The organism is Aurantibacter sp., from assembly GCF_039941195.1.
In the GTDB taxonomy this organism is placed as follows: domain Bacteria; phylum Bacteroidota; class Bacteroidia; order Flavobacteriales; family Flavobacteriaceae; genus Aurantibacter_A.
In genome coordinates this window covers 1-14,086 of record NZ_JBDVFA010000100.1, presented here as the reverse complement: position 1 = coordinate 14,086, position 14,086 = coordinate 1, and the positions used below count along the sequence as shown (strand labels likewise).

At 33.8% G+C, this 14,086-nt stretch carries 8 protein-coding genes; 7 read left to right on the top strand and 1 reads right to left on the bottom strand.

Annotated elements, in window-relative coordinates; translation table 11 throughout:
• Nucleotides 1-10 precede the first annotated feature (10 nt).
• The gene (locus ABJF52_RS17210; RefSeq protein WP_348153120.1) at nt 11-1,099 is read right to left on the bottom strand and encodes an adenylate/guanylate cyclase domain-containing protein; all 1,089 of its coding nucleotides are present in this window, start codon (nt 1,097-1,099) and stop codon (nt 11-13) included.
• A 170-nt stretch (nt 1,100-1,269) separates the two neighbouring features.
• Here ABJF52_RS17210 and ABJF52_RS17205 point away from each other — a divergent pair, with 170 nt between their 5' ends.
• From ABJF52_RS17205 to ABJF52_RS17175, 7 genes are all read left to right on the top strand, one after another.
• Nucleotides 1,270-3,246 carry a helix-turn-helix domain-containing protein gene (locus ABJF52_RS17205; protein ID WP_348153119.1) on the top strand — a complete coding sequence of 659 codons (1,977 nt, stop codon included), beginning with the start codon at nt 1,270-1,272 and terminating at the stop codon, nt 3,244-3,246.
• Nucleotides 3,247-3,490: 244 nt separating this feature from the next.
• Nucleotides 3,491-7,525: an ATP-binding protein gene (locus tag ABJF52_RS17200; RefSeq protein WP_348153117.1), complete on the top strand. Its 4,035-nt coding sequence runs from the start codon at nt 3,491-3,493 to the stop codon at nt 7,523-7,525.
• A gap of 157 nt (nt 7,526-7,682) precedes the next feature.
• Nucleotides 7,683-8,345: a hypothetical protein gene (locus ABJF52_RS17195; RefSeq protein ID WP_348153115.1), complete on the top strand. Its 663-nt coding sequence runs from the start codon at nt 7,683-7,685 to the stop codon at nt 8,343-8,345.
• Between the two features lie 308 nt (nt 8,346-8,653).
• Nucleotides 8,654-9,958 carry a kelch repeat-containing protein gene (locus ABJF52_RS17190; protein ID WP_348153113.1) on the top strand — a complete coding sequence of 435 codons (1,305 nt, stop codon included), beginning with the start codon at nt 8,654-8,656 and terminating at the stop codon, nt 9,956-9,958.
• Between the two features lie 56 nt (nt 9,959-10,014).
• Nucleotides 10,015-10,752, top strand: coding sequence for a methanethiol S-methyltransferase (mddA, locus tag ABJF52_RS17185; RefSeq protein ID WP_348153111.1), 738 nt, complete (start codon nt 10,015-10,017; stop codon nt 10,750-10,752).
• 26 nt (nt 10,753-10,778) lie between these two features.
• On the top strand, nt 10,779-13,202 hold the full coding sequence (locus ABJF52_RS17180; protein ID WP_348153110.1) for an outer membrane beta-barrel protein: 2,424 nt from the start codon (nt 10,779-10,781) through the stop codon (nt 13,200-13,202).
• 55 nt (nt 13,203-13,257) lie between these two features.
• Nucleotides 13,258-14,086 (top strand): alpha/beta fold hydrolase (locus tag ABJF52_RS17175; RefSeq protein ID WP_348153108.1); only part of this gene is annotated, 829 nt, incomplete at its 3' end.

Here is a 14,086-nt window from a genome sequence, read left to right as displayed (position 1 = left end):
TGATGAAATATCAATTCGTAATTGCAAACAATTCTATACTATTTTCTTTCCCTCGTAGTGCCACCTCATTTCCAACACCACTAGCTTTATAGTTAGTATTCGGTTGTAATTCATCATTTAATGCTGCAGAAATAAGTAAATCCGACCCATATTCATTGCATAAGCTTTGAATTCGGGCAGTAGTATTAAGTACATCTCCAGTAAAAATAATTTCTTTTTTTAATGCTCCTATTTCTCCTGTTGTAACTTCTCCATAATGCATTCCTGCTTTAAAAGTAGGGTGCACCCCAAAAGTTCTGGCATACCACGCTTCTTTTTTAGCAAGACTATCTTTCATAGCAAAAAAGCATTGAATACAATTGTTTTTTGCAATACCATTCTTATACTCCCAGGATATTACAATTTCATCTCCTACATATTGATACACCTCTCCATAATGTTGAATAATGGCATTAGAGAAATCGGAGTAATATTCTTTTAATAATTCGAAGTATTTAATATGCCCCAATTCTTCTGCAATTGTGGTTGAAGATTTCATATCTAAAAACATAAAAACCCGCTTCTCTACGGTAGGCTTATGGTATTTTCCAGTGAAAAAATTCATAAGGACTCCATAGCCTAAATTCTCACTTATTTCTGAATAAAAAAGGGATAAAAAGAGACTAAAAGTTAAACTAACTATTGTGCTGTAGAAATCTAAACTTTTTAAAAAGTTTCGAAATTTTTGCCAGACTTCACTGTGTAAAGGGGAAACATCTAACTCGATACTCGCTGCAATTGGGTACAAAAGAAGAATTAACACTAAAAAGAATAGCATATAAAAAAACATTTTATAGATAATATTTTTGAAAAAACTTTTCTTTTTGAGAAGGTTTCGCAACCAGAACATCTCAATGGCACCAACCATAAAACCAACCAAAACTACCGCCACACTTGCAAAAATAAAAACCTCAAAAGTCAGTGAAATTGCAGAACTAGGATTCACATTTACATTGCCTATCGCTGCTTCTTGTGTAAATAAAACAAACCAGCCTACCAACAACCATATAATCCCAAAGGGTGCGATGCGTGAGATATTTCTCTTTGTTTTTGGCTTCATAGCAATAGTATAATTCTATATAAAAGTGATGGAAATAAAGTTAAGGAGATTGTTTGAAACATTTATTTACTATAAACTAAACAATTGATTTTCGGCTACTTTCAATTTTGATTAACTTGTGGCTCCCTCTATTATAAATTAATCCAACGAGTTAAAGCCGTATACCGCCTATGGAGATTGAAAGTAATCCATCGAAAAATACGCTGGTTAACAAATTAATAAAAGAAATTGAGTCTAATTTAAACAATGACCAATTTGGAGTTGATAGTCTCTCCCAAGCCGTTGGTATGAGTCGATCGAGTTTACATCGAAAATTACAGAAATTACTGGGCGTTTCTGCAAGCCAATTTATTCGGGAATATCGTTTAAAAAGAGGATTTGAAATCCTAACCACCGAAGATATTACAGCTTCTGAAGCTTCCTATAGAGTAGGCTTTAGTAGTCCTACTTACTTCAACACTTGCTTTCATAAGTTTTATGGTTTTACGCCCGGTGAAGCAAAATCCAGAATTACAGCAGATGTTAACGATTCATCCGTAGACCAAAAAATCGAAACCAACTCCGGTGCTACTTTAAACAACATACCCAAAAAAGAGAGTACCAAAAAATTAATCTGGGCCACTCTAATAGCATTTTTACTAACAATAATTTATATTTTTTATTACACCAATTCTCAGAAAAACAGCGTTCCAACAAATGTTGTGGAAAAGTTTGAAGAGAAAACTATTGCGGTACTACCTTTGAAGAACTTTACAGGGAATCCTGATTTAGAATATATTTCTGATGGAATGACTGATGCAATTATATCTAGACTTACCAAGATAAAAGCCATTAAAAATGTAATACCATTTACATCAATCCAATCATATAAAAAGTCTGATAAAAGCCTAAAAGACATCACTCAAGAATTAGGAGTAACCAACATTTTACAAGGTAATCTTCAAATCTCTGGTAATCAGATTAGGGTTAATCTGCAATTAATTCATGGTAGTTCTAATTTTCATCTGTGGTCTGAAGAATATACAAAAGAATGGAAAAGCGATGAGATTTTTCAATTACAATCTGAAGTAGTAGAAAATATTGCTTCAAACATGAATGCGGTAATTGCAAAAGAAGAATTAGTCGATATTAAAAGAGTTCCAACGAAAAGTAAAGCTGCTTATTCATATTATCTTCAAGGGGAATTCCAAAGACAAAAAGGAAACGAACTATCTTATTCCAATGCTATAAAACTTTATAAGAATGCTATTGCGTCAGATTCCAGTTTTGTAGAACCCTATATAGACATGGCTAATGTTTGGCATATGGGCGGATCAGTTTGGGGGTTTTACGATGAGCAAATAGCTTGGGGCAATGCAAGAATCTTATTAGAGCAAGCACTAAAATTAGAACCCACAAATTTACGCGTTGAAGAAGAGCTTAATACAGGACGCTTTTTTTATGATTGGAATTTTGAACTTGTTGAGAAATTTTATCAAAAATTAGTAAACAATTCCCTCCTCAACAAACCATCTGTTATTTCTCTTGATTACCCCATAAAAACTGGAAGGCCTGAACACACTCTTAAAACTGTTGAGCATCTTGCGATAAACGATCCCTCCAATGTTTTTTATCCATTCTTTAAAGCAGAGGCTATGTTCTTTTTAGGTTCCAATGATGAGAGTTTAAAAATTTTAAATCAAACTGACCCTCTATTTAATGACAATTGGTTTTATCTGCGGGAATCCACTAAACTATATTTTTATTTAGGCGAATATGATAAATCCAAAATTCAATTAAAAAAAATAATAACTCAATTCCCTGATTACCCTCCAATTTTAATGTGGTTTAATACTGTCTATGCTATAATGGATGGCGATACAGAAAAAGCAAATAAGCATTTAGACGAAATGCAAAACGCGTATAAAAAAGGTTCATCAGGAAGCCCTGCTTGGTTTATAGCGCTGTACTATGCCCATAGTAGCGATTACGAAAAGACCTTCGAATGGTTACAAAAATCATATGATCGTCATGAGGTTGAAATGACATGGCTACGAGAAGAACCCTTATTAGCTCCAATAAGACAAGACCCACGTTATAAAAATTTATATAATAAAATTGGATTCTCTAGTATTGATATACCAATAAAAACGCCTTTAAAAAATTGAACTATTAGGTTGAGATTGAAACAACATTGATACATAAAGCACTTACATTATAGTTATTATTCCATCAATTGAAGCCAATAACACATAATATTTTGCATAACACATAAATATTTACTTATTTTAATTCTTCCCCCCTTGAACATAACTTACTATACAAATTGTCGTAAGTCATAATATATTTTCATTATCGGAGTAAAATCTTCGTAAGAATATTTCATTCTAGTTGTGTAATCAATTTATAAATATGAAATTTCTTTTCACATTCATTTTCTCTCTATTTTTTACCGGAATTTCTTTTTATGCTCAAACTAATGAATTCAACTTTCAAAAAGTAAACATTGAAATTGAAGGAGAGAAAGTTTATAGTGTTTCAGCAATAGCTCAAGATCAGCAAGGATATATTTGGATGTTGTCAAATTTAGGCGTAATAAAATACAATGGTATTGAGGCTAAGACATATAGAGATGACTCTCATATACCTGGTGATAATAATCAAGCTTTATATGTTGACTCTAAAGGCATTCCGTGGGTAGGATCTATATCTATTCTTAGAAAGTATAATCCAGATTGTGATTGTTTTGATAAATTCCCTCCAATCGATTACCATTCAGCATTAACGGATATTATCGCTATAACTGAAGACCAAAATAAAAATATCTGGATTGGCACAAGAAATGGTGGTCTTTTTCAATATGATAAAGAAAATAACAGCTTTACCCAATTATTATATAAACCTTCTGATCCTATATCACTCGATAATAAAAGTATAGACCATCTAATAGTAGATCGAAATAATAATTTATGGATAGGAACAAATTCAGGGCTGATTTGTTTTAGTATCAGTTCGGGGAACGTCACCCAAATTTTACATGACCCTACCAATCCAAATAGTCTGGTAGATAATCGGATTAGTGCACTTTATGAAGACCAAAAAGGTCAAATATTAATCGGTACCTACAAATCTGGGTTTCATTTATATAATCCAACGTCTGCTTTATTGAGTAGAATTAATATTGATGAAAATAAGCCTAACCAAATACATGCACCATATTCAAAAGAGAGTTATAGGAGTAAAGACCCACAGGTCAATCTTATATATCAAGGCAAAAACGGCGATTATTGGATTGGAACCACAGGTAAGGGAATCAATTATTTTAATACCAAAACCAATACTTTCAAAAACTATGATTTGAATCTTATTAGCCCTCAGACCTTATCGGCGATATGTGAAGATAGGCAAGGTACTTTATGGATTGGAGGTGCTATGGGTAGCGGCCTTTTTAAAAAAGATCTTTTTGCATTAAAATACCATTTGAACACCAATTTTATGAACGCCGAAGCGGCCTATGAATCGTCGCTAAATCCGGGAATTTTATGGATTGAAACTGTGGGACATGGGCTAGGCAAAATGAATTTACAAACAAACGAAATCAACTATTATCTGCATAACAAAGATAATACTAAAAGTATAGGACATAGTGTAGTGCGTTCAATCTATCAGGAAAACGAAAGTACACTTTGGGTAGGTCTAGGAAATGGTGATGTTCTTACTCAAGCAGGGGATGGTGGCATCGACCGTATGAATATTGAAACCGGTGTATTTACACATTTTAGATTAACAATAGATGATGAAGGATTGGATAAACTTAGTTATACCCCTTATGGTATCTGTGAAGATAAGGAAGGGTATTTATGGTTAAGTGCAGGCCCGGGTGGATTATTTCGTTCTGATAAGGAAAAGAAGACGTTTAAGCGTTTTAAGATATTAGAAGGTAACCAATTATCCGATGACCTTGTTATAAACAAAGTATTAATTGATTCAAACGGTGATCTTTGGGCATCAGATTTCAAAGATGACGGCACTTTATACTTATATGATCGTCAGCGCGATAAGTTTAATCAATTTCTAAAAGGATTTAAAATGGTTAACCTAATCGTTGATGAAAAAGGATGGTTCTTGATTAGTACATGGGGGAAAGGTTTGATTCGTTTGAACCCTTTAGACAAATCTTATATACAATACACCAAAAAGGATGGACTTCCGAGCAATGATGGACTATATATTACAAAAGGCGATCAAGGTATATATTGGGTTAATACAAAAGTCGGGCCTGCAAAATTTGATATCAAGACTGGTGAGATATCTGCCGTTGGTCTTCCTAAAGCCTATTACCATACAGGTATCATGTTGGCAAGTGATGATCAATTATATGTTGGAGGCGTTAATGGTTTATATTCTTTTCATCCTTCGCAAGTTCAAGGCAATCCTAATCCACCACAGGTAACTATAAGTGATTTATTGATTTCGGAAGAGAATTTTTTAATCAATAAAAATGAATATGATGCCCTTAACTTTATGCATAATCAGAATGATATTTCATTCAAATATATTGGTTTGCATTATAGTAATCCCGAGAAAAACTCTTATCAATATAAACTGGCTCCATTAGATGATGAATGGATAAACGCAGGGAATGAACGTGCAGTTCGATTTGCAAATTTAGCGTCGGGCACTTATAATTTTCAGGTGAAGGCGTCGAATAGTGATGGTGTTTGGAGTGATAAAACAAAATCTATTCAATTTACTATAAAGCCACCATGGTGGACGACCTGGTGGGCTTATCTTATATATGCGGGAATTGCAGTTGCTATTGCAGACCGATTCTATCGTTTTCAACTTTCAAAGAAACTAGCTATTTCTGAAAGCAATAATCTTAGGGAAGTAAGTCAACTAAAAAACAGTCTTTACACAAACATCACCCATGAATTTAGAACACCACTTACGGTTATTAAAGGCATGACAGATGCAATTAAATCTGATTTACAAAACAAAAAACCTGAAGGCGTTCAAAATTCATTAGAAATGATTGAACGTAATAGTAACAACTTACTTCACTTGGTAAATGAGATGTTGGATCTTTCAAAAATCGAAAGTGGCAATATGGAATTACAATTAGTACAGTCCAATGTTATTCCGTTTATAAAATATTTAGGTGAAAGTTTTAGTTCTTTTGCACAAGAAAACGAAATAAATTTAACTATTTACAGTGAAATAGATTCCTTATTAATGGATTTTGACGGTAAAAAACTCACCTCTATTCTAGCTAACTTACTTTCAAATGCCATTAAGTTTACAGAAGAGCAAGGTAAAATTATTGTTCATATCAATAAAATAAATCAGAAAGACCAATCTTATTTATCCATAAAAATAAAGGATAATGGTATTGGTATCGCAAGTCACGAACTACCAAACATATTTAATCGTTTCTATCAAGTAGATGCCTCAACTGTCAGAAAAAATGAAGGCACAGGCATTGGTTTAGCACTTACAAAAGAGCTTGTTGAATTAATGAATGGTACTATAAAAGTTAAAAGTACACTTGGTAAAGGAACAGAGTTTAGTGTTAGAATACCTGTTACTAATAATGCCTCAACAACATCGCAAGTTTCACATTCGTTAGATTCGACCTTTCCAATAATCAAAACCAAATCGAAAAAAGTATCTGTAAATACAGAAACCACTAACGAATTACCTTTGGTACTAATTATTGAGGACAATATGGATGTTGCTCATTACTTAAAAACCTGCCTAGGCAAGACATATAATACTATTCATGCTGCAAACGGAATCGATGGAATTACTATGGCTTTCGAAAGCGTGCCCGATATCATCATCAGTGATGTAATGATGCCTGGCAAAGATGGTTTTGAGGTTTGTAAGACCCTAAAAAATGATGAACGATCAGATCATATTCCTATAATTATATTAACAGCTAAAGCAACTTTCGAGGATAAATTAAAAGGTTTATCGATTGGGGCAGATGCCTATTTAGCAAAACCATTTAATAAAGAAGAACTTTTTACCCGACTAGATCAATTGATTTTAGTACGCAAAAAGCTCATAAACAAATTAGGGAAAGGCGGATTCTCTTCATTGTTGAACGAAGAGTTAGAACATCCGCAAACAAAATTTTTAAAGCATATTATTGAAAGTATTCATAATCATTTAGACGATGCAAATTTTGGCGCAACACAATTAGCAAAAGAATTGAGTTTAAGTGAATCTCAGATCTATCGTAAATTAAAAGCTATTACCGATAAATCTACCGCAATTTTTATCCGATCAGTTCGCTTAGAAAAAGCCAAAGAACTGCTTCAAACCACTTCTAAATCTGTTTCCGAAATAGCATATGCTGTAGGTTTTAACGATACCTCCTGGTTTAGTCGAGCATATAAAGAAGAATTTGGCCATCCACCAAGCGAAGAGACAAAAAATTGATTTATAGTAATTTACACACTCACTATTGCACCGAATGCAATAATAACACACGCATTTTACACCAAATTCACAAATACTACATCTTATTGAAAAAATGGTGAACACCATTTTTATAGAAGTATAATATCATTGTATCATAATACTAAAAACAAATATTATGAAAACAACAATGAAACTTTTCGCATATACTTTAATCCTTTTTTCATTAGCAATTACGTCATGTTCTAAAGATGGCGTAGATGGAGCTGTTGGCCCAGCCGGCACAGCTGGAACAAACGGTACAAACGGAATTGATGGAACCGATGGCGCAGATGGCGCAGATGGTGAAGATGGTACAGATGGAAATGCAGATGTTCTATTATTGGAATATGAATCAGAAACCATTACTAATGGCACTGTTACTTATGCTATGCAAGGTATCTCTCTATCTGATATAGATGAAAATCTAATATTAGGGTTCTATGCTAATATCTATCAAACACCCAATGCTGGGAATTCTTTTATTACTAAAAAACAATGGATTCCTGTTCCAGGGAGAGGAGCCGGCGGTTTATTTGAATCAAGGGTGGCAGTAGACGGAAGCAGTGCTATATTGTCGGGTGGCCCTAGTTCTGATTTTAAGGTAACACTATATCAGCTAGGTAGTCAAATAGCATATACTACAGAAGTAACTTTTGATGAATTCAAAATATTTATAATTCCTCCTTCTTCAATTGTATCTGGTAATAATAATTCTTCTGGAGTTTCCAATAAACATAACATTGATTTTAACAAAATGACTTATGAAGAACTAATAGCTCACTTCGAATTTGAAGAATAGTGCTATTTCCAAATTTGTCTTTTACCCAATCATATAAATGGTCATGTAAAAATGTTACCTAGTTGAAGTTTTGATGCTTTAATACATCCTAATCAAAAGTAGGTCTTCAAGTTTAAGCAGACTTGTATAATTAAGCAATTGTCACATTATTTAAAGGTTCTGCACCATAATTTAAAGGCCCGAGTTAAAGCTTAACAAGAGTGAAACATGTTTGTTAGACATTGTATATGCTTTCTCTTCATCTTTAACGACTATTGGATTTATAGGACCCAAGAGTAAAATTCACTTTCATTATTAAAATAACTAATATGAAGTCTAAGAAAAATAATATCGAGTTTCTGTTAAGTTTCACATTCGCATTTACACTTTTCAATTGTAGTAGCGATGATAATCAAATAACCAAAGAGAAAACAGAAACGCCAATTGAGAAGATTGAAACCCCCAACCGAGCACCTGAAACCTTTGCATTAATAGCGGTTATAGATGAAGCAACTGAAGTAACGGTAACACCTACATTTAGCTGGAATGCCGCTGTCGATCCTGATGGTGACCCAGTAACGTATAAAGTTTTTGTAGATAGCCATAGTAATCCAACTACTACTGTTGCAAGTTCTATAACTGAAACCAGCTTCGCCTTAGAGGAAAGGTTGCCTCTAAACCAAGACTTGTTCTGGAAAGTAGAAGCAGATGATTCAGAAGGGAATACGACTTCTAGTGCGGTTTTTAGTTTTACCACAAGAGATTTGCAAATCTCCGAAACCGCAGTTACCGAAAATGCAGCCTTCTCAAAAAGAAGAAATCATACAACCGTCGTCTTCGATGATAAAATGTGGGTCATTGGCGGTTATGATGGTACATCAACCTTAAATGATGTATGGCAAAGTACCGATGGAGAAACTTGGACTCAAGTTACCGCAGAAGCACCTTTTCATAAAAGAAGGTTTCATGCTACCGTTGTCTTTGATAATAAAATATGGGTAATTGGCGGACATAATGGCGCAGATTCATTAACTGATATTTGGCAAAGTAGTGATGGTGAAAACTGGACCTTAATTAATGGAGCCCTTCCTTTTACTCTAAGTCTTGACCAATCAGTAGTAGTCTATCAAAATAAATTATGGTTCATTGGTAGTCTCTCTGGGCCCGCCAAATCAATGAATACAATTTGGCAAAGTAGTGATGGTGAAACATGGACTAATGTAGATTCTCAAGTACCCTTTTCTGATAGGTATGGCTATGCTACCCAAGTCTTTAATGATAAAATATGGATTATAGGAGGAAGTGATTTCAATGGTCTTTTAAACGATAGCTGGCAAAGTAGCGATGGTAAAACTTGGACCCAGGTTAGTTCTAGTCAACTTTTCTCCAAAAGAAAAGATCATACCACCTTAATTTTTGATAATAAAATATGGCTCATAGGTGGTTATGATGGCTCATCACGCCTAAATGATATATGGCATAGCTCCGATGCTGAGACCTGGACCCAGGTTATTAAAGAAGTCTCGTTTAGGGGGAAATTAGCATATACTGGCATCTCATTTAAAGACAAAATTTGGGTAATTGGTGGGTCAACAGGGACCGATTTATTAAATGATGTATGGTCTATGGATTAAAAAGTATTGCAGATCACTGCACGAACAAGCAATTAATAATCTTTTAAACAAAAATCATGAAAAAAGTACTCATAGTAATTTACGGAATCATCGCTTACCTTATTTTTTTAGTAGCCTTTCTTTACGCAATCGGCTTTGTCGGAAACCTTTTCGTACCAAAATCGATAGATTCTGGGGAAGAAATTTCTCTGATACCTGCGCTTCTTATTAACCTTGGTCTTTTAAGCCTCTTTGCAATTCAACATAGCATTATGGCACGGCCTGCTTTTAAAAAATGGTTCACTAAGATTATTAATCCGGCTATGGAACGCAGTACATATATCTTACTGTCCAGTTTGGCACTATTACTCATTTATTGGAAATGGCAGCCAATGACAGCTATAGTCTGGGAGACCGAAAATGTTACTTCAATTATAGTAATGGCGGTGTTCTTTTTGGGTTGGACAATTGTATTTCTCTCCACTTTTATGATCAATCATTTTGAGCTTTTTGGACTTACCCAGATTTATCAAAATTTTAAAAACGAAACGATAACATCACCGAAATTTCAAGTCAATTGGTTTTATAAATTGGTGCGACATCCATTAATGTTGGGTTTTATAATAGCATTTTGGGCAGCCCCTACTATGACCTATGGCCGATTACTCTTCGCCATGGTTACCACAGCCTATATTCTAATTGCCGTTAAATTTCTAGAAGAAAAAGACTTGAAAAAAATCTTAGGTAAAGATTACGAAGCATATCAGAAACGAGTGCCGATGATTTTCCCGTTTACGAAATTCAAAAAAGGTTAGAAGCGTTAAAGTTTAAGGCATTGAAAATGAAACTTTCGCATATACAAAGGTTTTTATTCATCCTATTTTATATTGGAATAGGGCAAGTTGTACATGCTCAAAACAGCTCGATTACTGGTAAAGTTTATGATGCTAATAACGAACCAATTGTATTTGCGAATATTCTATTACTACAACAAAAAGATTCTGTTTTAATTAAAGGAGTTACGAGTAATGAACAAGGCGACTATTTAATCGAAAATATTTCGGTAGGAAATTATATTCTTAAAATTTCGCTTCTTGGTTTTAAGCCTTATTTCAAAAAGGTACAAATTCAAAATTCGGAAGAACTTTCGTTAGGCAACACCCAATTACAAATACAAAATGAGGAATTAGAAGGAGTAGCAGTTGTGGGTCGAAAATTACTTTTTGAACAAAAAAATGATCGCTTGATATTGAATGTAGGCTCCCTACCAACTTTCAGCGGAAACAACGCACTACAAGTACTTCAAAAAGCACCAGGAGTAATTGTACAAGAAAACTCGAACAGCATAAGTTTGAATAATAAAGGTGAAGTTTTAATCATGGTTAATGATAGAATTTCTCGAGTACCTACCGGAGCCTTAATTCAACAACTAAAAGCCATGCAGGCCGAAAATATAGATCGAATTGAACTTATTCATCAACCCTCTGCAAAATACGATGCTAACAACGCTGCCGGTATTATTCATATCGTAATGAAAGAGAATAATTTATTAGGTTTAAATGGGACTGCAAGTCTAACACTTGGTATAGGAAAAAAGGAAAAAGGGAATGGCAGTATTGACTTAAACTATAGAAATAAAAAATTAAATTTATATGGCACGCTTACTGGTTCTCAAAGTAAATCGCCATTGTGGCAAATAAATCATTATCGAGAATTTGAATATTTAGGAGATCAATATTATTACGAAAACAAATTAAGATTCACTAAGCCTAACAACAATTCTGTTGGATTTACTTTAGGTGCCGATTTTGAAATAGATCAAAACAAAATCGTTGGTGCAATTTTTGGATACACGAAAAGTAATATGTCTGGTCGAGATTACACCAGTAATTCAATAGGTAGTGTGAACAACATAATTAATACTGAATTAAATTATTTACTTAATATCTCCAATCCAAACTCAAATACTTTCGCCAATCTAAACTATTTTTGGCAATTGGCCCCTTCAAGTTCATTAAATGTAGATCTAGATAGAGTATCGTTAGATGTAGTAAATTCTTCACAACTTTCATATTTAGAAGTTCAGGATAACATTGATGCTACAGAAGCAAATCGCGATTCAGCATTCGAAATATATACTATAAAAGGAGATTTTGAATGGAAAAGCAAAAATGAAACTACTATACAAACAGGTCTTAAAGGCACCTTCAACAATTCGAACACCGTCTCAAATATTCACAATAGAGATTCAGGTATTTGGGTTGAAGATGAATCCTTTGGAATGAATGATGACATTAACGAAAAGATTTTGGCCGCCCACGGTTCTGTACAAAAAAAGTGGAATGATAAATGGGAAAGTAACTTAGGAGTCCGTTTAGAGCAGTATAACTATGAACTAAAAGATAGCTCTGGAGACAATGACTACAGTATATCCTACACCAATTTATTCCCAGTTGTTCGAACTAGTTATGCAATAGATTCTATAAAGACCTTAACGCTTTCTTTTAATCGACGAATAGAACGTCCTGCTTTTTGGAATTTAGCCGGTTTCTATTTATTAATGGATCCGAGTTTATTTGTAACCTCAAATACACGTATTAGACCTTCTTTTACAAATGCTGCTAGATTGGCCTTTACTCAAGGTTCTTTTCTAATTGCTTTTGAGGTTAACAGAACAAAAGGTGCAATATCTTTTTACAACACTGTAAATAAGGAACAGAATTTACAAACCAGTATTCCCATAAATTTCGATTATATGGATGGGCTATTGCTAAGTATGAGTTTCCCAATAAAGGTTGGCAAACTATGGAAAATGAACTGGAATCTAGATGGTGCATACAAAAAAGTAAAAGACGCATCAAATCGTCCCCTTCCTTTCGAGAAAGACCTTTTTACAATTACTGCTCAGCTTACCAATGTTTTTGAATTAGGGAATTCTTGGACAGCTAATGTTGATGGACGGTACATGAGTCCGTACTTATCGGGTGATCAAGAGTTATTTAAGAAGCATTATATCAACTTAGGAATTAGTAAAAAATTCATGAATTCGAGTACACTCACATTTAGCATTCAAGACCTTACTGCCACTGCTGGTACCGAAAAATGGGAATACCATCAGCCAGAATTAGGTGTAAGAACCTTTGGCGATAATAATTTATCAGAAAGAGTTTTTCAGGCAACGTATTCTTTTCCTTTTGGAAATCGAAAATTGAAAGAAAAAAGAGATCGTAAAATAGGATCACAAGAAGAACGAAATCGGATGTAATCAAATAGTTATATTGAAAATAGTTTTCTATCTTAGGTAGCCATCAACTAAACCTATGAGATTCTTTTTACTTCTTTTATTTTCAATATTCTTTTTTGCTTGTTCTTCTGATTCAGAGGGGATAATCATAGATGGTATTTTAGAAGTTCCTGAAAATAGAGATAATCCAAATTCTAGGACACTCAATTTAGAATACAAAATTTTAAAAGCAAAAGATACTACCTCTAGAAAAAATCCTATCGTTTATCTGCAAGGAGGACCCGGAGGTGCAACCATAGTAATGGAAGGGTTTTGGAAAAATCATTCACTAAGAAATGATAGAGATATTATTTTAATGGATCAAAGAGGGACAGGGAAATCTGAAGCAAATTGCACCGACATTGGCAAAGCCATGATGACCATTTTAAGAAAAGATTTAAATTCACATCAAGAGATTAAGTTACAAGACTCCATATTATCCATTTGTAAAGAAAATATGAAAAGAAAACGTATAGATCTTGCAGGATACAACAGTAGAGAAAATGCCGCGGATTTTGAAGATTTACGAAAGATATTGGGTTACGAAAAATGGAATCTTTGGGGTGTTTCTTATGGTACTCGACTAGGGCTTACAATTATGCGCGATTATCCTAAAAGAATACGAAGTGCAGTACTTGCGGGAATTTTAGCTCCAGAAACAGCTCACCTAAACAATTCTATAATAGACTTTGAACATTCTCTTTTTTCAGTTTTAAAACGTTGTGAGGAAAATGAAAGTTGTAATGAGCGATACCCAAATTTAAAAGAACGTCTATTAAAAACATTTAAAAATATAAAATCACAACCTTTGCGCTTCAATTATAAAGGAATACCGTTTACACTTAATTATCAAGACGCATTATTAG